The 22,805-nt window shown below is 71.6% G+C and carries 19 protein-coding genes; 9 read left to right on the top strand and 10 right to left on the bottom strand.

The window, feature by feature from the left end:
• Positions 1-76 precede the first annotated feature (76 nt).
• Together OFY01_RS20385 and OFY01_RS20390 are read right to left on the bottom strand one after the other, a co-directional pair.
• The gene (locus OFY01_RS20385; protein ID WP_266601954.1) at positions 77-1,093 is read right to left on the bottom strand and encodes an acyl-CoA dehydrogenase family protein; all 1,017 of its coding nucleotides are present in this window, start codon (positions 1,091-1,093) and stop codon (positions 77-79) included.
• Positions 1,093-2,232, bottom strand: coding sequence for an acyl-CoA dehydrogenase family protein (locus OFY01_RS20390; protein ID WP_266602013.1), 1,140 nt, complete (start codon positions 2,230-2,232; stop codon positions 1,093-1,095). Before OFY01_RS20390 ends, OFY01_RS20385 begins: the two co-directional genes overlap by 1 nt.
• A gap of 50 nt (positions 2,233-2,282) precedes the next feature.
• On the opposite strand from OFY01_RS20390, the gene OFY01_RS20395 reads away from it, so the two are divergent.
• From OFY01_RS20395 to OFY01_RS20405, 3 genes are all read left to right on the top strand, one after another.
• On the top strand, positions 2,283-3,080 hold the full coding sequence (locus tag OFY01_RS20395; protein ID WP_266601956.1) for an SDR family oxidoreductase: 798 nt from the start codon (positions 2,283-2,285) through the stop codon (positions 3,078-3,080).
• A 155-nt stretch (positions 3,081-3,235) separates the two neighbouring features.
• Positions 3,236-4,393, top strand: coding sequence for an acetyl-CoA C-acetyltransferase (locus OFY01_RS20400; protein WP_266601958.1), 1,158 nt, complete (start codon positions 3,236-3,238; stop codon positions 4,391-4,393).
• Between the two features lie 120 nt (positions 4,394-4,513).
• Positions 4,514-5,128 (top strand): TetR/AcrR family transcriptional regulator, encoded by a 615-nt coding sequence (locus OFY01_RS20405; RefSeq protein WP_266601960.1) that lies wholly within the window; start codon positions 4,514-4,516, stop codon positions 5,126-5,128.
• 22 nt (positions 5,129-5,150) lie between these two features.
• Here OFY01_RS20405 and OFY01_RS20410 read toward each other — a convergent pair whose 3' ends face one another.
• Genes OFY01_RS20410 through OFY01_RS20425 form a run of 4 tightly spaced genes read right to left on the bottom strand, consistent with a single transcriptional unit; the run spans position 5,151 to position 8,606 of the window.
• Positions 5,151-6,206: an NAD(P)H-dependent flavin oxidoreductase gene (locus tag OFY01_RS20410; protein ID WP_407700387.1), complete on the bottom strand. Its 1,056-nt coding sequence runs from the start codon at positions 6,204-6,206 to the stop codon at positions 5,151-5,153.
• Positions 6,207-6,232: 26 nt separating this feature from the next.
• Entirely contained in the window at positions 6,233-6,976 is a 744-nt protein-coding gene (locus tag OFY01_RS20415) for a CoA-transferase subunit beta (RefSeq protein WP_266602015.1), read from the bottom strand.
• 5 nt (positions 6,977-6,981) lie between these two features.
• Positions 6,982-7,842 (bottom strand): CoA transferase subunit A, encoded by an 861-nt coding sequence (locus OFY01_RS20420; RefSeq protein ID WP_266601964.1) that lies wholly within the window; start codon positions 7,840-7,842, stop codon positions 6,982-6,984.
• Positions 7,839-8,606, bottom strand: a complete 768-nt coding sequence (locus OFY01_RS20425; RefSeq protein WP_266601966.1) for an enoyl-CoA hydratase family protein — start codon at positions 8,604-8,606, stop codon at positions 7,839-7,841. Before OFY01_RS20425 ends, OFY01_RS20420 begins: the two co-directional genes overlap by 4 nt.
• 97 nt (positions 8,607-8,703) lie before the next feature.
• Here OFY01_RS20425 and OFY01_RS20430 point away from each other — a divergent pair, with 97 nt between their 5' ends.
• Both OFY01_RS20430 and OFY01_RS20435 read left to right on the top strand, forming a co-directional pair.
• Entirely contained in the window at positions 8,704-9,558 is an 855-nt protein-coding gene (locus OFY01_RS20430) for an SDR family oxidoreductase (RefSeq protein WP_266601968.1), read from the top strand.
• A 21-nt stretch (positions 9,559-9,579) separates the two neighbouring features.
• On the top strand, positions 9,580-10,512 hold the full coding sequence (locus tag OFY01_RS20435) for an SDR family oxidoreductase (protein WP_266601970.1): 933 nt from the start codon (positions 9,580-9,582) through the stop codon (positions 10,510-10,512).
• Between the two features lie 8 nt (positions 10,513-10,520).
• Here the strand turns inward: OFY01_RS20435 and OFY01_RS20440 are convergent, their stop codons facing one another.
• On the bottom strand, positions 10,521-11,417 hold the full coding sequence (locus OFY01_RS20440; RefSeq protein ID WP_266601972.1) for a hypothetical protein: 897 nt from the start codon (positions 11,415-11,417) through the stop codon (positions 10,521-10,523).
• A 382-nt stretch (positions 11,418-11,799) separates the two neighbouring features.
• Between OFY01_RS20440 and OFY01_RS20445 the strand changes: the two genes are divergently transcribed.
• Positions 11,800-14,955, top strand: a complete 3,156-nt coding sequence (locus OFY01_RS20445; protein ID WP_266601974.1) for an endo-alpha-N-acetylgalactosaminidase family protein — start codon at positions 11,800-11,802, stop codon at positions 14,953-14,955.
• 181 nt (positions 14,956-15,136) lie between these two features.
• Here the strand turns inward: OFY01_RS20445 and OFY01_RS20450 are convergent, their stop codons facing one another.
• Positions 15,137-16,882 (bottom strand): glycoside hydrolase family 35 protein, encoded by a 1,746-nt coding sequence (locus OFY01_RS20450; protein WP_266601976.1) that lies wholly within the window; start codon positions 16,880-16,882, stop codon positions 15,137-15,139.
• 144 nt (positions 16,883-17,026) lie between these two features.
• On the opposite strand from OFY01_RS20450, the gene OFY01_RS20455 reads away from it, so the two are divergent.
• From OFY01_RS20455 to pepN, 3 genes are read left to right on the top strand one after another with little or no spacing between them, the layout of a single operon-like run.
• A complete protein-coding gene (locus OFY01_RS20455) occupies positions 17,027-17,914 on the top strand; it encodes a helix-turn-helix domain-containing protein (protein ID WP_266601978.1) in 888 nt (295 codons plus the stop codon).
• Positions 17,915-17,920: 6 nt separating this feature from the next.
• Positions 17,921-18,265, top strand: a complete 345-nt coding sequence (locus tag OFY01_RS20460; protein ID WP_266601980.1) for a chorismate mutase — start codon at positions 17,921-17,923, stop codon at positions 18,263-18,265.
• Positions 18,266-18,297: 32 nt separating this feature from the next.
• Positions 18,298-20,793, top strand: coding sequence for an aminopeptidase N (pepN, locus tag OFY01_RS20465; protein WP_266601982.1), 2,496 nt, complete (start codon positions 18,298-18,300; stop codon positions 20,791-20,793).
• Positions 20,794-20,964: 171 nt separating this feature from the next.
• Here pepN and OFY01_RS20470 read toward each other — a convergent pair whose 3' ends face one another.
• A complete protein-coding gene (locus tag OFY01_RS20470) occupies positions 20,965-21,990 on the bottom strand; it encodes an aldo/keto reductase (RefSeq protein WP_266602017.1) in 1,026 nt (341 codons plus the stop codon).
• Positions 21,991-22,104: 114 nt separating this feature from the next.
• Positions 22,105-22,629, bottom strand: a complete 525-nt coding sequence (locus OFY01_RS32655) for a MerR family transcriptional regulator (protein ID WP_456115290.1) — start codon at positions 22,627-22,629, stop codon at positions 22,105-22,107.
• Positions 22,630-22,805: the final 176 nt, after the last annotated feature.

The raw sequence follows: 22,805 nt of genomic DNA on the forward strand, positions 1-22,805 counted from the left end.
CGCGCCCCGCGCCCCGCGCCCCGCGCCCCGCGCCCCGCGCCGGTGACGAGCGCGACCTTTCCGTCGAGGGTGACGCTCATGTGACCTCCGGTGCGCTCTGCGGCCGTACGACACGGGCCCGGCACGCCGCGGGGGTGCCCCACGCGTCGCGCAGCGGCCGTGCCTTTCGCAGCCACAGCGACAGGTCCAGCTCCTCCGTGTAGCCCACCGCGCCGTGCAACTGGAGCGCGGTACGCGCGGCGGTGTAGGCGGCGTCACCGGCCGCGGTCTTGGCCGCCGCCACGTCCACCGGGGACTTCGAGAGCGCCGCGCCGAACAGTAGCGGCCGCGTGAACTCCAGCCCGATCAGGGCGTCTGCCAACCGGTGCTTGACCGCCTGGAACGAGCCGACCGGCACGCCGAACTGCTCCCGCCGCTTGACGTACTCGACGGTGCGGCGGAGCAGTTCGAGCCCCACACCGAGCGCCTGTGCCGCCGTCAGTAACGCGGCGAGCTCCGTCGCCCGCCCCACGGCCGCGCGTATCGCCGAGCCTCGGGCCACCACGGTGCCGCCTTCCGGCGCGAACAGCCGCCGTGCCGGATCGGCGGACGGCCGCAGCGGGCCGTGTCCCGTGGCCAGGCGCAGCTCGTCACCCGATGCCACGAACACCGCGTCCGCGGCGTCGGCGTCCAGCGCGTACGGGCCCGACGCGAAGCCCCCGCCGGAGCCCTTCCCGGGAGCGGCGACAAGCGTGGCCAGCGCCTCGCCGGAGGCGATCCGGGGCAGCCACTCCTTGGCCCGGCCGGGGTCGGGGAGCTCGGCCAGCAGCGTGGCCACCGCGGCCGTCTCCACGACCGGGCCGGGTATCGCGTGGCGTCCCGCCTCGACGTACGCCACCGCCAGCTCCACGGGGAGCGGGCCCACCCCCTCGTACGTCTCCGGCACCGCCAGGGCGAACATCCCGGCCTCGCCGAGCCGCGCCCACAGCGACCGCCCCGGCCCGTGGTCACCGCACGCCCATGCCCGGACCGCCGAGGGCGTGTCTGCCGCGCCGAGCATCCGGTCGAGCGTCCGGCCGAACTCGGCCTGCTCCGCGTCCAGGAGGAACCTCATCAGCGGCGTCCCTTCGGCAGGCCGAGCAGCCGCTCGGCGATGATGTCGCGCTGGATCTCGTTGGTCCCCGCGTAGATGGGACCCGCCAGCGAGAACACATACCCCTCGGCCCACTCTCCGTCGGCCGCTTCGCCCTCCGCCCCCAGCAGTTCGAGCGCCGTCTCGTGCAGCGCCACGTCGTACTCGGACCAGAACACCTTGTTCAGGCTGGACTCGGCGCCGATCCGCCCGCCCGCCGCGAACCGTGACGCGTGGGCGTACGTGAACAACTGGTAGGCCCGCGCCCCGATCGCCGCGTCCGCCACCCGCTCACGCAGCGCCGGGTCCGCACCCCGCTCCCGCCACAGCCGCACCAGCCGCTCCGCCGACGCCAGGAAACGGCCGGGGGAGCGGAGCATCAGCCCCCGCTCATTGCCGGTCGTCGACATCGCTATCCGCCAGCCGTTCCCGACCTCCCCGATCACGTCGGCGTCCGGCACGAACACGTCGTCCAGGAAGAGCTCCGCGAACGCCGGTCTGCCGTCTAGGCGGCCGATCGGGCGGACCGTGACGCCCGGCGCGCGCAGGTCGAACATCACGTAGGTCAGGCCGTGGTGCGCCTTGGCCGCGGCCGGGTCCGTGCGGAAGATGCCGAAGGCCCGGTCGGCGAACGCGGCCCGCGACGACCAGGTCTTCTGCCCCCGCAGCAGCCACCCGCCGTCCGTGCGCACCGCCCGCGAGCGCAGTGAGGCCAGGTCCGAACCCGCCTCCGGCTCCGACCATGCCTGCGCCCAGATCACCTCGCCGCTCGCCATCGACGGAAGGACCCGCGCCCGCTGCTCCTCGGTGCCGTGGTCGAACAGCGTCGGTGCCAGCAGGTTGATGCCGTTCTGCGAGACCCGTCCTGGCGCGCCCGCCGCGTAGTACTCCTCCTCGAAGGCCAGCCACCCGAAGATGTCGGCGCCACGACCCCCGAACTCCCGGGGCCACGACACCACCGACCAGCGGCCCGCGGACAGTTCGGCCTCCCAGGCTCGGTGCGCGGCGAAGCCCTCCGCCGTCTCGAGCGAGGGCAGCGGTCGTCGCGGCACATGCGCCGCGAGCCATTCCCTCGCGTCGGCGCGCAGTGCCTCCTGCCCGGGTGTGAAGTCGAGGTCCATCGCGCTCACCAGCCTTCCCTAACAAGTGTTTGGTAGGTTACCGTAGGCGCATGATCGGTGTCGAGGAGTTTCGAGCGGAATACGTGCCGGGGCACGGCCTGCTGGCGGGCCGCGGCGCCGTGATCACCGCCGCCGCGGGCGCCGGGATAGGCGGTGCGACCGCGCGCCGCTTCCTGGAGGAGGGCGCCCGGGTCGTCATCAGTGACGCGCACATACGCAGGCTCAAGGAGAGCGAGCGGGCACTCGCCGACGAGTTCGGTGCCGACCGTGTCCATGCCCTGCCCTGCGACGTCACGGACGAGACGCAGGTCCAGGCCCTGTTCGCGTTCGCCGCCGAGGCGTACGACGGCCTTGACATCGTCATCAACAACGCGGGCCTGGGCGGGACGTCGGAGCTCGTCGACATGACTGACGAAGCCTGGAGCAAGGTGATGGACGTGACGCTGAACGGCACGTTCCGTTGCACCCGGGCCGCCCTGCGCGCCTTCCGCGACTCCGGCCGCGGTGGCATCGTGGTCAACAACGCCTCGGTGGTCGGCTGGCGCGCCCAGACCGGACAGGCCCACTACGCGGCGGCCAAGGCCGGCGTGATGGCCCTGACCCGGTGCGCCGCGCTGGAGGCGGCGCAGTTCGGCGCGCGGGTCAACGCGGTGGCTCCGAGCCTCGCCCTCCACCCCCACCTGGCGAAGGTCACCTCGGAGGAAATCCTCGCCGACCTCACGCGGAAGGAAGCGTTCGGGCGCCACGCGGAGCCTTGGGAGGTGGCCAACGTGATCGTCTTCCTGGCCTCCCGTTACTCCTCGTACATGACCGGCGAGGTCGTCTCCGTCAGCAGCCAGCGCGCCTGAGAAGAAGCCGTCCTGGTGAGCCACCGCCGCCGTTCGAAAGACAAGCAAGCCGGGCAGGCGAGCAAGTCGACCGACAGGCAAGTCGACCGACAGGCAAGTCGATAGGCAAGCAAGTCGAAAGGCACTCAAGAGGCGCTCGAAAGGAGCGAACCGCCGTGGCCGAGGCATACATCGTCGACTCCGTCCGCACCCCCGTCGGACGCCGCCGAGGCGGACTCAGCGGCGTCCACCCCGCCGACCTGGGCGCCCATGTCCTCAAGGAACTCGTGGCACGCACCGGTATCGACCCGGCCGCCGTCGACGACGTCGTCTTCGGCTGCCTCGACACCGTAGGGCCGCAGGCCGGTGACATCGCCCGCACCTGCTGGCTCGCCGCCGGGCTGCCAGAAGAAGTGCCGGGCGTCACCGTCGACCGGCAGTGCGGATCCTCGCAGCAGGCCCTGCACTTCGCCGCGCAGGGCGTCCTGGCGGGAACCCAGGACCTCGTCGTGGCCGGAGGCACCCAGAACATGTCCATGATCCCCATCGCCTTCGCCTCCCGGCAGGCCGCTGAACCACTCGGCCTCACCCAGGGCCCCTACCTGGGCAGCGAGGGCTGGCGCGCCCGCTACGGCGACCAGCCGGTCAACCAGTTCCACGGCGCCGAGCTGATCGCCGACAAGTGGGGCATCACCCGCCGCGAGCAGGAGGAATGGGCCCTGCGCTCCCACCGGCGCGCCCTGCGCGCCATCGACGAGGGCCGCTTCACCCGCGAGACTGTCGCGTACGGAGAGGTGACCGCCGACGAGGGACCGCGCCGCGACACCACACTGGAGAAAATGGCCGCGCTCGACCCCGTCGTCGAAGGCGGCACCGTCACCGCCGCTTGTTCCTCCCAGGTCTCCGACGGCGCCGCGGCCCTCCTGATCGCCTCCGAACAGGCCGTACATGACCACGGCCTGACGCCACGCGCCCGCATCCACCATCTCTCCGTGCGCGGTGAGGACCCCATCCGGATGCTCTCCGCACCGATCCCCGCCACGGCCCACGCCCTGAAGAAGACCGCCCTGAGCATGACCGACATCGACCTGGTGGAGATCAACGAGGCGTTCGCGCCCGTCGTGCTCGCCTGGCTGAAGGAGACGGGCACCGACCCGGACAAGGTCAACGTCAACGGCGGGGCCATCGCCCTCGGCCACCCCCTCGGCGCCACCGGAGCCCGGCTCATGACGACTCTCGTGCACGAACTGGAGCGCACCGGCGGACGGTTCGGGCTGCAGACCATGTGCGAAGGCGGCGGCCAGGCCAACGTCACGATCGTCGAACGCCTGTGAGCCACGTGGCCCACGTGACAACGGCGATGCCTGTGACCTTCGTGACCCCTTTGGATCCTTTCGCCCCCGTGTGGCCCGGGGGCCGCCACCCGGTCCGGCGCGGGGCGGGACAATAGGGAGGTGCCTACGAAGAAGAAGCCCCAGGCGAGTGCCCCGCCCGAGCGGCGCCGAGAACTCCTCGGCACCGCCGCCGAGGTCTTCGCCGAACAGGGGTACAACGCGACGACCGTGCGCAAGATCGCCGACCACGCCGGGATGCTCGCGGGCAGCCTCTACTACCACTTCGACTCCAAGGAGTCGATGCTCGAGGAGATCCTGCGCACCTTCCTCGACGAACTGTGGTCCGGTTACGACGCCGTGCTCGACGCCGACCTGGGCCCGCGCGAGACACTGGAGGCGCTCGTCACCGAGTCGTTCCGCGAGATCGACCGGCACCGCGCCGCCGTCGCGATCTACCAGAAGGAGTCCCGGCAGCTCGTCGCGCAGGAGCGCTTCGAATTCCTCGCCCAGTCACAGCGACGCTTCGAGAATGCCTGGCTGACCACGCTGGAGCGCGGTGTCGCCGAGAAGGTCTTCCGCGCCGACCTCGACATCCGGCTCACCTACCGGTTCGTGCGCGACACCGTATGGGTCGCCGCGTCCTGGTACCGGCCGGGCGGACAGCACAGTCCGGAGGAGATCGCCCGGCAGTACCTGTCGATGGTCCTGGACGGGATCGCCGTACGGGAGGTGTGAGCGGCCTGCCCGCCGGGGCGGGTCACTCCGGTGCCGGAACCGGCAGTGCCTCAAGCACCTCCCGCGCCTCCCGCATCACCCGCGCGACCAACTCCGCACAGCTCGGCAGGTCCTCGATGAGCCCCGCGACCTGGCCCGACGCCATGACGCCGAGATCGGTGCGGCCCTCGACCATGGACGCCTTGAGCAGCATCGGCGTGTTGGCGGCCAGCAGCACCTGGCTCCACGACAGGTCCCTCCCGTGCTTCATGGCCAGGCCGTCGCGAACCATCCGCGCCCAGCTCAGCCCGGACAGCCTCCGGAACCGTGCCGCCCGGCGGACGGCCTGGTACAGGGCGCGTGTCCGTCCGGCGCCCTCCAGCGCGTCGACCAGATCGCTGCGGAGCATCCGGTGGGGCAGCCCGTCCACCGCGCGGGTCACCGTCACATCCCGTACCGACGCCGCGAGATACCGGGCCTTCACCGCGTCCGGAACGGTGGAGTCCGATGTCAGCAGAAACCGCGTGCCCATGGCGACACCCGCCGCCCCGTAGGCGAGCGCGGCGACCAGTCCACGCCCGTCGTGGAACCCGCCCGCCCCGACCACCGGTATGTCCACCGCGTCCACCACCTGCGGCAGCAGCACGCTCGTCGCCACGTCCCCGGTGTGGCCACCGCCCTCCCCGCCCTGCACGATCACCGCGTCCGCGCCCCATGCCGCGACCTTCTCGGCGTGCCGCCGCGCGCCGATCGACGGGATGACGACGACGCCCGCGTCCTTCAGCTCGGCGATCAGCTCCCGGGAGGGCGCGAGCGCGAACGAGGCGACCTTCACCCCTTCGTCGACGATGATCCGCACGCGCTCGCGGGCGTCCCCCGCGTCGGCCCGCAGGTTCACCCCGAAGGGCCGGTCGGTGCGGCTCTTGACCTCCTTCACGGCAGTGCGGAGTTGCCCCAGGGGCATCGTCGCGGAGGCCAGCACCCCGAGCGCCCCCGCCTCGGCCGTCGCCGAGACCAGGCGGGGACCTGCCACCCAGCCCATGCCGGTCTGCACGACAGGGTGGCGGATTCCGGTCAGCTCGGTGAGCGGGGTGGACAGCGTGAACCCGGAACCAGCGGACGCCGTCATGCCGGGCCGACCTCTCGTTCCCGCAGCCCCTCCGGGTCGATCACCTCACGGATCAGCCGCAGCTCCTCGGGTGTCGGCTCACGTGTGAAGGGCACCCCGTTCTCGGGCAGCACGAGCGGGAACCCCGTCGCCTCCTGGACCTGCTCCACCGTGACCCCGGGGTGCACGGACACCAGCCGCATCGCGTGGCCGGGCGACGCGAAGTCGAGCACGGCCAGGTTCGTCGCCACGCGCGGAATGCGGTGGTAGCGGGTGGCGGAAGGCCCCGCCGCGGCCGCACTGTCGTAGCCGACCCCGCTGATCATGTCGACCTTCTCGACGAAGACCCGTGTGCTGTGCCGGGGCACCCAGTAACTCACCGCATTGTTGAGTGTGTTGACCGGAGCGCCGCGCACGCCCAGGAGCTGGCGGTCGGGTCTGGCCCAGTCGCCGATGCACGAGATGTTCATGTTGCCGAACCGGTCGAGCTGGCTCGCGCCCATCATGACGTGCCGCTTGCCGCCCGTGACGAACGCCAGATGCTGCCGGTACGGAAGCCACCCCTCCACCGCGCCGTCGAGGCCGACCAGCATCGCCTCCCCGTCGGTCAACAGCAGGTCGGGGGAGAAGGCGCGCTTGGCGAGGCGGGCACCGAACGCCGGTACCAGGCCGCCCATCGCACTGGCCAGCACCTCGCCGTCGCCCCGCCAGGCGTCGGCGCATGCGATCACGGAGTACTCGGCCCGGGTCACCTCCGTCACGGTGGTCACTTCTGCTCCTCGTGCCAGACCTGGACGGCCGACTGGTACTGCTTCTCGTCGCCGCCGGGGGGCAGGAACCGCTCGGCGAACTCGGACCAGGGCGTGGTCGCGTACATCTTCTGGAACGCCTCGTCCCGGTCGTAGTCGGGCACACAGGACGTGAAGTGCGCGCCGTTCGGCGTCTCGACGACCCCCGTCACCGCGTGCCGCTTGATGAGCAGGGACTGCGGGACGCTCCCCTCGAAGCTCTCGACGACCCGCTCGCACGACACGTACGCCGTGTCGGCCGCCTCGCAGAACAGGTCGTCGAAGTACGGGTCCGGGCCCAGGTACTGGCCGTTGCCCCGGCGGTCCGCGCGGTTGACGTGCACCAGCGCCGCGTCCATGCGCAACGCCGGCATGGCGACGAACATCTCCGCGTCCTCGTACGGCGACGTGACCGTCCGCAGACCCGGGTTGACGCGCATGACGTCCGAGCCGATGCCCGCGCGGACCGGCAGGAACGGCAGCCGGTTCGCCGCCGCGTGCAGCCCCCACATGAACATGGCCTCGTCGACCTCCATGAGCTCGAACGCGCCCCGCTGGCGCGCCGCCCGGAAGTTCGGCTCCAGCGGGATCGAGTCGAGCGTCGCGAACGCGGCGACCAGCTTGCGGATCTTCCCCGCCGCCGCCAGCATCCCCACGTCGGGACCGCCGTACGAGACGACCGTCAGGTCCGAGATGTCGCTGCGCAGCAATGCCCGTACGAGCGCCATGGGTTTGCGGCGAGAGCCCCAACCGCCGATGCCGAGGGTCATGCCGCTGCGCAGGCACGCCACGGCCTCCTCGGGTGTCAGCAGCTTGTCCGCCGTGTTGCTCGTGGTCACTTGTCCTCCTGCGCGAATGTGTCGCGGACCCGGTCGGCGACCCCGCTGAGGTTCGCCTCGAACGTGAAGCCCTGCTCGAAGCGGTAGCTGCGGTGCACGTCCACCGGGTCGATGCCGTTGAGCGCGGCCTTGGCCAGACGCAGCAGGTAACCGTCCTTGCGGGCGATCTCCCGGGCCAGCTCCAGGGCCGCCGCGCGCAGCCGGGGCCGGGGCACGACCTGCCACACCGAGCCGTGCGCACGCAACTCGGCGGCGGTGGCCGTGCGCGAGGTGTAGAAGAGCGCGCGCATGAGGTGCTGCGGCACCAGACGGGACAGGTGCGTGGCCGCGCCGAGCGCGCCCCGGTCCAGCTCCGGCAGGCCGAACGTCGCGTCGTCGCTCGCCACGATCGCGTCAGCGTTCCCCACGAGCCCGACGCCGCCGCCCAGACAGAACCCGCCGACTGCGGCGATCACCGGGACCTCGCAGCGGTACACCGCCGAAAACGCCTCGTAGCAGCCTCGGTTGGCGCCCAGCAACGTGGAGCGGCCACCCGCTCCGCTCGCCGCCTCGCGCTGCATCTCCTTGATGTCCACCCCCGCGCTGAACCCGCGGCAGCCGTCGGCCGCGCACAGCACGACACAGCGCACGCCCGGGGCCCGGCCCGCGGCGAGTATCGCGTCCGCCACGTCGTACCAGCCCTGCACCGGCAGCGCGTTGACCGGAGGGAAGTCCATCGTGACGACGGAGATCCCCTTTTCGGGTGAGGAGGTGGAGACACCCATGGCGTTCAGCTACCTTTCCACCTAACGTTTGTTTGGTACATCGACGACGGTAGCAGGCACGACCGACAGGCGGAACGGGGCGAGCGGGATGAACAGGATGAGCGGCGGGACAGATCTGAACGGCCGGGTCGTGGTGGTCACGGGCGGGACGAGAGGAGTGGGCGCGGGCATCGTGGACGCGTTCGCACGGACGGGCGCGCGAGTGGTGGTGTGCGCCCGCAGACCGCCCAAGGCACCGCTGCCCGGCTGCGAGTTCGTTCCGGTCGACCTGCGCGACGCGGATGCCGTCCGGGAGATGTTCGCGAGACTCGACCGGGTCGACGTGCTGGTGAACAACGCGGGCGGCACCCCGTACCGGCGCCTGGACGAGGCGGACGCGCGGCGGCACGCCCGCGTGCTCGAACTCAACCTGACAGCACCGCTGACCGCGTCGCTCGCCGCCCGCGAGCAGCTCGCCGCGGCGGGCGGCAGCGTGGTGATGATCGGCAGCGTCAGCGGCACCCGCCCCTCGCCGGGCAGCGCGGCCTATGGGGCGGCCAAGGCGGGCCTGGAGAACCTGGCCCGGTCCATGGCCGTCGAGTGGGCCCCTCACATACGCGTGAACACGCTCGTGCTCGGCATGGTCCGCACCGAACTCGCCGCCCTGCACTACGGGGACGAGGACGGCGTGGCCGCCGTCGGCGCCACCGTGCCGATCGGCCGCCTCGCTGAGCCGCACGAAGTAGGAGAGGCAGCCGTGTTCCTGGCATCGGACGCGGCCTCATACATCACCGGGGCCAGCCTGCTCGTGCACGGCGGGGGAGAGGCCCCCGCGTTCCTGGCGGCGGCGACGGTCAACAAGGACGACAAGACCAGCAACGTCCACGACGGCGGGACACCGACACCGAGACCGGGGAGACCGGGGAGACCGACGAGACCGACGAGACCGACAAGGGCGAGCAAGGGCGAGTAAGCGCGAGCGAGGGGAGACGAGATGAGGCACAGCAAGGAGAGCGGAGGGCTCTGCGCGGGGCGGGTCGTCGCCGTGACCGGGGCGGGGCGCGGCCTCGGGCGCGCGCACGCGCTCGCATTCGCGGCCGAAGGGGCGAAGATCGTCGTCAACGACCTGGGCGTGGGGCTCGACGGCACCCCCGCCCCCGACAGCCCCGCCGCCCAAGTGGCCCAGGAGATAAGGAGCCTGGGCGGCGACGCCGTGGCCCACGGCGGCGACGTGGCGACCGAACGGGGCGCGGCCTCCCTCGTCGCCACGGCCGTCACCACCTTCGGCCGCCTCGACACCTTGGTCAACAACGCCGGATTCCTGCGCGACCGGATGCTGGTGAATCTCGACGAGGACGACTGGGACGCCGTCATGAGGGTCCACCTCAAAGGCCACTTCCTGCCGCTCAAGCACGCGGCCGTGCACTGGCGTGCCGAGACCAAGGCGGGCCGCACCCCGGTGGCCCGTGTCGTCAACACCTCCTCCGGAGCGGGCCTACTGGGCTCGGTCGGCCAGGGCAACTACAGCGCGGCCAAGGCCGGCATCCTCGGCCTGACCCTGGTCGCCGCGGCGGAGCTCGGGCGCTACGGGGTCCAGGTCAACGCCATCGCACCGGCCGCCAGGACCCGCATGACCGAAGCCGCCTTCGCCACCACCATGGCCGCCCCCGCCGACGGCGGCTTCGACGCGATGGCCCCGGAGAACGTCTCACCGCTCGTCGTCTGGCTCGGCTCCGGCGCCCCGAGCGACGGCGTGAGCGGCAGAGTCTTCGAGACCGAAGGCGGCCGGATCACCGTCATGGACGGCTGGCGGGCAGGGCCCGGCATCGACAAGGGGCAGCGGTGGACGCCCGCTCAGGCGGGCAGGGCGGCCCGCGAACTCCTCACACGGGCCGAACCGCCCGGCCCCGTGTACGGCGCGTCATGACCGCGGCCTCACGTGTCGCACTCCATGACCGTCCGGCACAGCGAACACCGCGCGCGCACCCGGCCCCGCACCGGAACCCTGATCCGCTGGTGGCACGTCGGACAGGGGAAGGCCACCCGCAGCCCGCCGGAACCGTCCGGGGAGAAGGCGTACGGGCCGCCGGGCGCCGGGCCGCGCGCGCCGTGATCGCGTGCGTAGCGGCGGTCCTTCGCGTAGCGTCGCCGCCCCGCCCAGCCGGCCGCCGCCAGCGGCGGCTGCCGCTCGTCCTGGCGCGCCTGCGCCAGGCCCTGCGTGTACGCCGTGTACGCCTGCGGACTGGTGAACCACGTCTCCGGAGCCTCGCCGAACGCCAGCGACCGCTTCGCGAGCACGTAGCCGAACTCCTCCGGCGTCAGATAGCCGAGCTTCTGCGACGAGGCGGAGTCCTCCCGGTAGGCGTCGAGCAGCAGCCATCCCGCGCCCAGGTACGTCGCCGCGACATCGGTGAGGATCTCGTTGTCCCGCGTCCCCGGGAACGAAAGATCGAGACGGTGCAGATACACATGCATGATCTCGTGGGCGAGCGCCGCCCCGATGTCCCTGCGATGTGTGCGGAAGCGGTCGTTCAGCTCGATGAAGTACTCCGGGCCCGCCGCCAGCTCCACACTCGCCGCGTGCTGCATCTCGCGGAAACTCACGATCATCCGCGCGTCCGGCAGCCGGTAGTGCCGCACCAGCTCGTGCGCCACCCGCTGGGCACCCAGATAGAGATCGTCCTGATCGCAGAAGGCCACGTCGACCGGGGCGACACTGGGGGCGAACGAGTGCAGGCTGTCGTACGACAGACGCTTGTACAGCGCGGTGACCGCCGACCGTACGGTCTCCAGGTGCGGATATCCGTGCACCACCGGTCCGCCGTTCGCCACGCACGCACCCCCTGCCGCAGCCGGGCCGTGTTCCTTCGGGGCAGGCCCCCGGACCCGGCGTCTTCAGAGTACGGCGCCCGCACGCAGGCGAACACCGCCGCAACACCGCACGACGGCGCACACGGCCCCGCCCGACCGGTCCCGCGAGGAATCGGCGCGGCCGGGCGCGGCCGTCCGTACTCCTCCAGCGCACCGGCTCCGCCGACCGTCACACGCGGCAGGCGGCAGCTGCCCGGCCACGGCCACCGCCCGCGGCGGGCGACGCCATTAATCCAACACCTGCCTCCGCTTTGTCCATGGGCGCACACGCCATGGCCGACGCATCGTGATCGGCGCGCCGAGCCACCGCCAGAACAGAACCCGCCGTGAGAAGGAGCGTGCCGTGCAGCCCACACGCCAGCCGTCGCACCAGCCGGACGAGCCGAAGCAGCCGGACCCGGACGAGACAGGGCACCGGCCGGGCCCCAGCCGAAGAGCGGTCGTCGCCGCCACAGCCGCCGCCGGAGCGAGCGCCGCACTCGGCGGCCTGACCGGCCCCGCACAGGCCGCCACACCCGCCACACCCGCCACCCTCGGCACCGCCCGGATCAGCTCCCCGGAACTCGACGTCCGCGTCCACCCCGCCTTCCCGGCCGTCGTCTCCTACACCGACCGGGCCACCGGCGCCGTGCTGCACGCCCAGCCCGACCCGGTCACCACCCTCCTCGTCGACGGCACCGAGCACACCCCGGAGGTCACCTCGACGATCGGCTCCGACCGCGCCGACTACCGCCTCACCCTCACCGGCGGCACCACCATCGACGTCCGCATCGGCGTCGAAGGACACCGCGTCGACTGGCGCGTCACCGACATCACCGACACCGACGCGCTGCGCGTCGGCACCCTGGAGATCCCCGGCCTCGCCCTGCTCTCCGTCCGCAGCGACCAGCCCGGCGCCACCCTGCTCGCCGCCCGCCTCCAACTCGACAAGGCCAAGAGCGGCGACACCCTCGTCACCCCGACCGCCGACAGCACCCCGGTGGCCCGCACCGGCTGCGCGTACGCCGTCGTCGCCCACGACGGACTCGGCGGCGCCGTGGAGACCAACACCGTCTACGACAAGCCCTCCGGCAGCGACGGCACCACCTGGGAGAACGGCCGCCTGTGGCACGACGTCGTGCGAGCCGCCGACCACACCGCCGCCCGCCTCACCCCCGGGCAGTGGACCCACCGCGCCGCCACCTCACCGGTCGACGCCACCGAACCCCTCCCGTACGCCGCGGTCATCGTCACCGGCGACCGCAACGGCGACGGCACCGTCGACTGGCAGGACGCCGCCATAGCCTTCCGCGACATCGCCGTCACCCCCCTCGGCGCCGACGAACAGCACCTGCGCGTCGTCCCGCACATCCCGTTCAACTTCGCCTCCCAGGCCACCAACCCCTTCCTCGCCACCCTCGACAACGTCAAGCGCATCCACCTCGCCACCGACGGCCTGCGCCAATACACCCTCCTCAAGGGCTACCAGTCCGAGGGCCACGACTCCGCCCACCCGGACTACGCAGGGAACTACAACACGCGCGCGGGCGGCCTCGACGACCTCAACACCCTCGTGCGCGAAGGCAGCAAGTGGAACAGCGACTTCGCCGTCCACGTCAACGCGACCGAGGCATACCCCGTCGCCCACGCCTTCTCCGAGACCCTCGTCGACAAGACGAACAGGCAATGGGACTGGCTCGACCAGAGCTACCGCATCGACCAGCGCCGCGACCTCGTCTCCGGCGACATCATCAAACGCTTCGCAGACCTGCGCCACGACGCCGACCCCGCACTCGACTCCATCTACGTCGACGTGTTCCGCGAATCCGGCTGGACCTCCGACCGCCTCCAGCGCGCCCTGCGCGACCAGGGCTGGCACGTGGCCTCCGAATGGGCACACGGACTGGAACGCTCCTCCCTGTGGTCGCACTGGGCCACGGAGACCGACTACGGCCCCGACACCTCACGCGGCATCAACTCCCGCCTGGTCCGCTTCATCCGCCACCACCAAAAGGACGTCTTCGCTGACAAATGGCCCCTGTTGGGCACCGCCCGCATGGGCAACTTCGAAGGCTGGCGCGGCAAAACCGACTGGACCACCTTCTACCGGCTCATCTGGACCCACTCCCTGCCCGCCAAATACCTCCAGGCCCAACCCATCAGGACATGGACCGAGCACGAGGTCACCTTCCTCGACCCGGCGCACACCACCGTCAGTGACGCCACCGGCGCCCGCCGCATCACCACCGACGACCGCCTCGTCTACGACGACGGCAGCTACCTGCTGCCCTGGGAGCCCCGCAGACCTACCGACCCCGACCGGCTCTACCACTACAACCCCAAGGGCGGCACCAGCACATGGCACCTCCCGCGTGCGTGGGAGAGCCTGACCCGCACCGCCCTGTACCGGCTCACCGACCAGGGCCGCACCTTCGTCACGTACGTGCCCGTCAGCGCCGGCAAGGTCACCCTCAAGGCCGCCGGAGACCAGCCGTACGTCCTCTACAAGGACCGCGACGACCTCGACCGCGACCCCGACTGGGGCCAGGGCACACCACTGCGCGACCCCGGATTCCACTCCGGCACCCTCGACGCCTGGCAGGTCACCGGGCCCGCCGGCGTCGAGCTCAGCGACCTCGGCGACCACGAACTCGTCATCGCCCCCGGTGCCGCGGCCACCGTCAGCCAGCGCCTGAGCCGCCTCGCCCCCGGCCGCTACGCCGCGTCCGTCCAGGTCGAGGTCGGCACCAAGGCGGGCGCGCGCCGCAAGGCGTCCCTGACGGTCCGCACCGCCGACGGCGTCACCGCCACCAACTGGACCGAGACCTCCACCGCGGTCAACTACGTCGCCGCCGACCGCAAGCACGGCACCCGCTTCCAGCGGATGTTCACCTACTTCACGGTGCCCGAGGGCGGCGGCCCCGTCACTCTCGCCCTGACCGCCGAAGCCGGACCGGACCGTGTCCGCTTCGACAGTGTGCGCGTCGCCGCCACCGACCGCCCCGCACCACCCCGGGCCACCGTGGCCACCGAGGACTTCGAACACGTCCCGCAGGGCTGGGGCCCCTTCGTCAAGGGCGACGCGGGCGGCTCGACCGACCCGCGCACCCACATCGGCCAGCGCCACACCCCGTACACACAGCGCGGCTGGAACGGCAAGGCCATCGACGACGTCATCGACGACGGGCAGTCCCTGAAGTCCCGCGGCGAGAACACCGGGCTCGTCTACCGCACCGTACCGCACACCGTCCGCTTCACCCCGGGCAAGCGCTACCAGGTCACCTTCCGCTACGAGAACGAGAAGGCCGCACAGTACGCCTGGGTGACCGGCGTCGACACCGGCGCCACCACCAAGGAACTCGACCGCAAGGACCTGCCGGTCGCCACCGCCCCGACCGCCCTCGCCTACACGTTCACCGCGCCGGGCAAGGGCGAGGCATGGGTGGGGCTGCGCAAGACCGGCGGCGACGGCACCGCCGAGTTCGCCCTGGACGCCTTCGAGGTGACCGAACTGGCCTGACAGCGGCCCCCACGCCCGTCGCCACCCGCCGCCTCGCCTCAGCCCGCAGCCCCAGAGGGCAGGGCGGGGCAAGGCGGCACCCCGGCGCGGGCGAGCGCTCGGGCCGGACCCGGCTCGTCGCGGCCCGTCGCGGCGTGCGACCGACCCGGCGCCGCGCGAGCGCACCCCCGCCCCCGCGCGGTCACCGCAACCGCACCAGCGGCTTTGCCGGTGCCCGGTCCGTCTCCAGGACCCACACCTCGTTGCCGCCCTCCCGCAGCACCGGACCGGGCACATACAGCGACCGCTGCGGGCCCACCGACCAGTACCGGCCCAGACAGAACCCGTTGACCCACACGAACCCCCGCGTCCAGCCCGGCAGCTCAAGCGCCGCGTCCCCCGCCCCCGACACCTCGACCACGCCCCGGTACAACCCCGGCAGCCCGCCGCCCGGCGCCCCGCACGGCAGCGCCGCCACCGCCGCCGCGCCGAACACGTCCAGGCGCAGCCCCCGCGCCCGTACACCGTGCAGATACTGCCGCTCGTGCAGCAGCCCGCCCGTCACCCCCTTCGACTCGCCCTGCAGCGGCCCGTAGTTGACCCGCCCCAGCGACTCCACCCACAGCTCCACGCGCGCGTGCCCCGCCACAGGCTCCGCAAGACACGGCTGCTCCTCCGTGAGCACCCCGGCCCGCTCCCCGTCGACGTACACCACCGCGATGTCCCGCAGCCCCCGCGCCAGCAGCGGATACCGCCCGCGAGGACCGGGCACCGTCACCGCGTACCGCACCAGGCCACGGTCCACGTCCAGTTCCTCGAACGACGGCGGCACCGCGAACTCCCCCTCCGGCCCGCCCAGCGCCTCAAGCACCCCGCCCATGGCCGTGAACGACGACAACAGACCCGATGCCGGCGCCGCCAGCACCGGCGGCTGCTCCGGCACATCCGGCAGCGGCCCCCGCGCATAGGGCGCCAGTACCTCCCGGAACCGCCAGAACTTCTCCGTCGGCCGCCCGAACTCGTCGACCGGCGCGTCATAGTCGTACGACGTCACGTCCGGCTCCAGCGGGCCGTCATGCAACGCGCCGCCCCGGTTCGCGCCCGCCCAGCCCGCGAAATTCGAACCGCCGTGCGCCATGTACAGGTTCACCGACGCACCGCACTCCAGGATCTCCGCAAGCGCCCGCGCCGCGTCCGCGGGCCGGCGCACCACCGGCTCGGCACCCCAGTGGTCGAACCAGCCGCACCAGAACTCCATGCACATCAGCGGCCCCTTCGGCCGGTGCCTGCGCAGCGTCTCGAAGCTCTCACGCGCGCGCGAGCCGAAATTCACCGTCGCCAGCACCCCCGGCACCGAACCACCCGACAACATGTGATCTTCCGGCCCGTCCGCGGTGAACAGCTCCGCCGTCACACCGAGCCCCGCCAGCAGGTCCGCCAGAGCCCGCAGATAGCGGCCGTCCGACCCGTAACTGCCGTACTCGTTCTCCACCTGCACCATGATCACCGGGCCGCCCCGGTCCACCTGCCGCTCCACCACGTACGGCATGAGCGCCCCGAACCAGCGCTCCACCGCCGCCAGGAACTCCTCGTCCCCCGTACGGATGCGCCTGCCCAGCGGGCCCGTCACCCAGTGCGGCAGCCCCCCGTTCTCCCACTCCGCGCAGACGTACGGGCCAGGACGCACGATCGCCCACATACCCGCGTCCCGCACCGCGTCCAGGAAACGCCCCACCATCGCCACGTCCCGCACCTCACCAGGACGCGGCTCGTGCAGATTCCACGGGACATACGTCTCCACACAGTTCAGGCCCATCGCCCGCAGCATGCCGAGCCGGTGCGCCCACTGCTCCTCATGCACCCGGAAATAGTGCAAGGCACCCGACAGCAGGCGCACCGGCGCCCCGTCCACCTCGAAATCGTCCTCGCCCACCCGGAAATCGGACATCACGTGCTCCTCTTCACCTGAAGCGGCGCTCCACGCGCCCCCCTCACCCACACCCTCACCTCTGGCGGGCGACCCGGTCCATGGACAAAGATCGGCTGGTGTTGGACGGGGGAGCCGGCCCACGAGCACCACGGGAGGGGACAAATGTCCACATACCACACATGGATGCGGTACTTCACCCCCAGCCCCGTCCACCACCGCCTCGGCCTGGTCTGCCTCGGCGTCGGCCTCCAGCACGGCCTGCTGCCCCCCGTCGGACCCCGCACCCTCGGCCACCACGTCGCCGTCGTCATCACCGCCGGAAGCGGCTGGTACCAGCAGGACGACGGCCGCCGCACCCCCGTCACCGCCCCCGCACTCATCTGGCTCACCCCCGGCCGCTCCCACCACTACGCCGCCGACCCCGCCACCGGCTGGGACGAATGCTTCGTCGACTTCACCGGACCCGCCACCACCACCTACACCGAACTCGGCTACATCCAGCCCGACCAGCCCGTCGTCCCCCTCTCCGACGCAGCACAGCCCCGCGCCGCCGTCGGCCGCATCGCCCGCGCCGCACGCCGCGGCAACCCCCTCCTCGAAGTCGAGACCGGCGCCGCCGTCCACGAACTCCTCGTCGCCCTGCGCCGCGCCCGAGCCGACACCGCCCCCGACGGCGACCCCGTCCTCCAAGCCCTCGCCCGCGACGCCTTCCAGCCCCTGTCCGTCGCCGAACACGCCGCACGCCACGGCATGACCACCGCCGAACTGCGCACCGCCGTCCGCCGCGGCGCCGGCTGCAGCCCCAAGGACTACCTCCTCGGCATCCGCCTCGGCCGCGCCAAGGAACTCCTCGCCGCCACCGAACTGCCCGTCGCCGCCGTCGCCCGCCGCGTCGGCTACGACGACCCCGCCTACTTCTCCCGCCTGTTCACCCGCCGCGTCGGCACCCCACCCGTCCGCTTCCGCGAACAACAAGGCCGCGCCGTGCCCGGCGGATGGTCCGACCAGATCCCCGACCCCGACGACCCGCCCATGCTCCACGTAGGCTGATCCGCCATGACCACCAGCACGCCCCACGAACAGCCGAACCGACACGAGACCGACCCGGCCGTACGCGCCGAACTCGGACGGCTGCGCGACAGCATCGACAACATCGACGCCGCCGTCGTCCACATGCTCGCCGAACGCTTCAAATGCACCCAGCAGGTCGGCCACCTCAAGGCCGCCCACGATCTGCCGCCCGCCGACCCAGCCCGCGAAGCCCGTCAGATCGAACGACTGCGCCAGCTCGCCGAGAACGCCAAACTCGACCCCGCCTTCGCCGAGAAACTCCTGAACTTCATCATCAGCGAGGTCATCCGCCACCACGAGCAGATCGCCGAGCAGAACAGCAACCGCTGACCGATGTCAGTGGCATGCGGCAGCATGTCCTCATGCCCGTACTGACGCGCGACGAAGCGCAGACCCGAGCCAAACTCCTCGACGTCCGGCACTACAGTGTCCACCTCGACCTGACCCGCGGCGCCGACACCTTCGACTCCCGCACCGTCATCAGGTTCGCCGCGCACACCACCGCGGACACCTTCGTCGAGGTCAAACCCGCCGAGCTGCGCTCCGTCACCCTCGACGGGCACCCCCTGGACCCCGCGGCCCTCGACGACAACCGACTGCCGCTGCCCGGCCTGACCGAGGGCGAGCACGAGCTGGTCGTCGACGCCGCCATGCGCTACTCGCACACCGGCGAAGGCATGCACCGCTTCACCGACCCCACCGACGGCGAGACCTACGCGTACACGCAGCTGTTCATGGAAGACGTCCAGCGCGTCTTCGCCGCCTTCGACCAGCCCGATCTCAAGGCCGCCTTCGACGTCACCGTCACCGCCCCCGACGGCTGGACCGTCCTCGCCAACGGCATCACCGAACACCTGGGCGACGGCACCTGGCGCGCCGCCACCACCCCGCCCCTGCCCACCTACCTCGTCGCCGTCGCCGCGGGCCCCTGGCACTCCGTCCGCACCGAACACCGCGGCCTCCCCTTCGGCCTGCACTGCCGCCGCTCCCTCGCACCCCACCTCGACGCCGACGCCGACGAACTCCTCGCCATCACACGCGCGTGCTTCGACCGCTACCACGAGAAATTCACCGAGCCCTACCCCTTCGACTCCTACGACCAGGCGTTCGTCCCCGAATTCAACGCCGGAGCCATGGAGAACCCCGGACTCGTCACCTTCCGCGACGAATTCGTCTACCGCTCCGCCGTCACCGACACCGAACGACAGACCCGCGCCATGGTCATCTCCCACGAAATGGCCCACATGTGGTTCGGCGACCTCGTCACCCTCGCCTGGTGGGACGACATCTGGCTCAACGAGTCGTTCGCCGAATACATGGGCTACCAGACCCTCACCGAAGCAACCCGCTTCACCGACACCTGGGTCGACTTCGGCATCGTCCGCAAAGCCTGGGGCTACGACGCCGACCAACGCCCCACCACCCATCCCGTGGCCCCCGAAGCCGTCGACAACACCGCCGACGCGCTCCTCAACTTCGACGGCATCTCCTACGCCAAGGGCGCCAGCGCCCTGCGCCAACTCGTCACCTGGCTCGGCGAGAAGAACTTCCTCGCGGGCATCAACACCCACTTCGCCCGCCACAAGTTCGCCAACGCCACCCTCGCCGACTTCATCGACTCCCTCGCCCACCACACCGACCGCGACGTCCACGCCTGGGCCCACGCCTGGCTGCGCACCACCGGCGTCGACACCCTCACCACCCGCGTCACCGAGACCGACGACGGCTGGACCCTCGCCGTCGACCACGCGGGCACCCGCCCCCACCGCCTCACCGTCGGCCTCTACGACCTCGACGCCTCCGACGGCCACGCCCTGGCACTCCGCGAGAACCTCGACATCGACGTGCCCGCACCCGGCGAACCCCTGGCGTTCCGCGGACCGCGCCCCGCCCTGATCGTCCCCAACGACCAGGACCTCACCTACGCCAAGATCCGCCTGGACACCCCATCGGAAGAAGCCACCGTACGCGGCATCTCCCGCGTCCCCGGACCCCTCACCCGCGCCGTCCTGTGGAACACCCTGCGCGACATGGTCCGCGACGGCCAGCTCGAACCCGCCGCCTACCTGGAGGCCGTCGCCGCACACCTCCCCGAGGAGACCGACCTCGCCATCGTGCAGGGCGTCCTCACCTTCGCCCGCACCCAGGCCGCCGACCGCTACACCGCCCCCGCCGACCGGCCCGCCGCCCTCACCCGCCTCACCGCCCTGTGCGAAGACCTCATCCGCCGCACCGAGGACGGCAGCGCACCCGGCCTCCGCCTCACCGCCGTACGCCACTTCATCGACACCGCACAACACCCCGACGTCATCCGCGGCTGGTACGACACCGGCGCCGTACCCGGCGGACCCGAACTCGACCCCGAACTGCGCTGGCGGATCCTCGGCCGGCTCAGCGTCCTCGGCGCCGTCGACGACGTCGTCATCGACGCCGAACTCGTCCACGACCCCAGCGCCACCGGGCAGGAAGGCGCCGCCCGCTGCCGCGCCGCCCTGCCCGACCCCCAGACCAAACAAGCCGCATGGGCCGCCCTGTTCACCACCGACCCCGACCGCGACCTCTCCAACTACCTGTTCACCGCCACCGCCCAAGGCTTCTGGCAGCCCGAACAGACGGACCTCCTGCGCGACTACGTCCCCCGTTACTTCACCGGCGCCACAGCCCTCGCCGCGCGCCGCGGCCCCGCCATCGCCGAAGCGGCAGGCCGCCACGCCTTCCCCGCCTACGCCATCGACACCGACACACTCCACCTGGGCGAGCAAAGCCTCACGCACCCCACCCTCATCCCGGCCCTCCGCCGCAAACTCACCGACCAGCTCGACGACCTGGCCCGCGCGCTGCGGGTCAGGCAGCACTGAGGCCGTCCGGTGGATCTTGTCGGGGTCGCGGGCCCCGGCACGCGGCCCCGCCCGCACCGATCGGCACGGCAGACAGAATCCGACCTGATCCACCGGACAGCGCGCATGGCCACCCGCCGCCGAGCGGGGCCACCCGCCCCGCTTCCCGGCCGGCACCCCGCCGGGAAGCGGCTACCCCTCCCGCGCCGCCGACGTCAAGGACATGTCCGCATACCGTTCCCCCGCCACCTGACCGGCGATCGGCTCCAGCACCGCCAACTCGTCCGCGGACAACGTGATCCTCGTGGCCGCCGCGTTCTCCAGCAGACGGCTCCGCTTACGCGTACCCGGGATCGGCACCACCGCCAGACCATGCACCTCCGCTCGCTGCTGCAGCCAGGCCAGCGCGATCTGCGCCGTCGTCGCCCCACGCTCCGCCGCCATCGCACGCATAGGCTCAAGCAGCGCCGCGTTCACCCTCGCGTTCTCACCCGAGAACCGCGGCATCGACCGACGGAAATCAGCACCCGACAACTGGGCACTCGCGTCACTGAACGCCCCCGTCAAAAAGCCACGCCCCAGCGGCGAGTACGGCACGAACGCCACTCCCAACTCCGCCGCCGCACCCACCGCGCTGCGCTCCACATCCCGGCTGAACACCGACCACTCCGTCTGCAACGCCGCGATCGGATGCACCGCGTACGCCTCCCGCAGCTCCGCACCCGTCACCTCACTCAGCCCCAGATGCTTCACCTTCCCCTCCCGCACCAACTCCGCCATCGCGCCGACCGAGTCGGCCAACGGCACGGACGGATCCCGGCGGTGCATGTAGTACAGATCGATGACGTCCACGCCCAGCCGCCGCAGACTCGCCTCCACGGCCCGCTTGATATACCCGGGGTCATTGCGGATCGCCCGGTACGACGGATCATCGGCCCGGTACTCGATCCCGAACTTCGTGGCCAGCGTGATCTCGTCCCGATGCGCGGCCACGAACGGCGCCAGAAACTCCTCATTGGCTCCCACGCCATACATGTCCGCCGTGTCGATCAGCGTCACCCCCGCCTCGACCGTCGCCTCCAGCGTCTCCCGCGCCGCCGCCACATCCGTCTCCCCGTACGCGGCACTGATCCCCATGGCACCGAAACCCTGCACCCCCACCAGCGGACCGCCGTCGCCCAGCTCCACCGTCCGGATCTTCTCCACCACCGCGCTCATCCCAGCCTCCAATCCCGTCACTCCAGCCTCCATGCCCGTCACTCCCGCCTGCACGCCGCTCATCCCTGCCTCCCCGCCTCCGTGTCATCCGCGCCCATGCCACTCATGGCCACTTCACGCACCCTCTGACACCTCCGCCGACGCCCCTTCCGACGCCCCGTCCGGCATCTCCTCGGACGCCTCCCGTGGCACCCGGCCGACACCACCCGCATAGAACTCGATCTTCGTGTCGATGACAGAGAGCGCACTCCGCAACTCCGCGATACGCCCCAGCACATCGCGCCGCGTCCGCTCCAGAATCTCCCGCCGCTCGTCGTACGACTCCGCGCCCAGATGCACCAGAGCCGCGAACCGCACCATCTCCGCGACCGGCATCCCCGTGAGACGCAACGCCGTCACACAGCTCAGCCACTCCACATCGCGGTCACTGAACACCCGCCGCCCCGTGTGCGTCCGTTCCACCGCGGGCAGCACACCGATCTCCTCGTACCAGCGCAACGTCGGCGCACTCAACCCCGTGAGAACCGACACCTCACTGATCGTGAAAGGCCCCTGGTGGGCCGATGCCGACATCGACTGTGGCCGGGACTCTGGCCGTGACTGTGGCCTTGGCTCGGAACCGCTCTCGATCACCGTCATGCCCCACACGCTATGAGGTTCAAGCGCACTTGAAGCAAGCCCCCAGGTGCGCTGTCCGGCGAATCCCGTCGAAGTCACAGGGCCCGGCGTACGCGCCCACGCCACATCAAGGGCGGGACGGCGCGTGGGGGAGCCCCGGGGAGCCCCTACAGCGTCCGCCCCCGCCCCGCACCGAC

The sequence above is a fragment of the Streptomyces beihaiensis genome (assembly GCF_026274175.1).
GTDB classification, from domain to species: Bacteria; Actinomycetota; Actinomycetes; order Streptomycetales; family Streptomycetaceae; genus Streptomyces; species Streptomyces beihaiensis.

Excerpts from the sequence above, each read along its gene's own strand:
- OFY01_RS20435 (WP_266601970.1), top strand. The coding sequence starts at position 9,580 with ATGAGGCACAGCAAGGAGAGCGGAGGGCTCTGCGCGGGGCGGGTCGTC.
- OFY01_RS20450 (WP_266601976.1), bottom strand. The coding sequence starts at position 16,882 with ATGTCCGATTTCCGGGTGGGCGAGGACGATTTCGAGGTGGACGGGGCG.
- pepN (WP_266601982.1), top strand. The coding sequence starts at position 18,298 with ATGCCCGTACTGACGCGCGACGAAGCGCAGACCCGAGCCAAACTCCTC.
- OFY01_RS20460 (WP_266601980.1), top strand. The coding sequence starts at position 17,921 with ATGACCACCAGCACGCCCCACGAACAGCCGAACCGACACGAGACCGAC.
- OFY01_RS20470 (WP_266602017.1), bottom strand. The coding sequence starts at position 21,990 with ATGAGCGCGGTGGTGGAGAAGATCCGGACGGTGGAGCTGGGCGACGGC.
- OFY01_RS20455 (WP_266601978.1), top strand. The coding sequence starts at position 17,027 with ATGTCCACATACCACACATGGATGCGGTACTTCACCCCCAGCCCCGTC.
- OFY01_RS20425 (WP_266601966.1), bottom strand. The coding sequence starts at position 8,606 with ATGGGTGTCTCCACCTCCTCACCCGAAAAGGGGATCTCCGTCGTCACG.
- OFY01_RS20390 (WP_266602013.1), bottom strand. The coding sequence starts at position 2,232 with ATGGACCTCGACTTCACACCCGGGCAGGAGGCACTGCGCGCCGACGCG.
- OFY01_RS32655 (WP_456115290.1), bottom strand. The coding sequence starts at position 22,629 with ATGACGGTGATCGAGAGCGGTTCCGAGCCAAGGCCACAGTCACGGCCA.
- OFY01_RS20430 (WP_266601968.1), top strand. The coding sequence starts at position 8,704 with ATGAGCGGCGGGACAGATCTGAACGGCCGGGTCGTGGTGGTCACGGGC.
- OFY01_RS20395 (WP_266601956.1), top strand. The coding sequence starts at position 2,283 with ATGATCGGTGTCGAGGAGTTTCGAGCGGAATACGTGCCGGGGCACGGC.
- OFY01_RS20385 (WP_266601954.1), bottom strand. The coding sequence starts at position 1,093 with ATGAGGTTCCTCCTGGACGCGGAGCAGGCCGAGTTCGGCCGGACGCTC.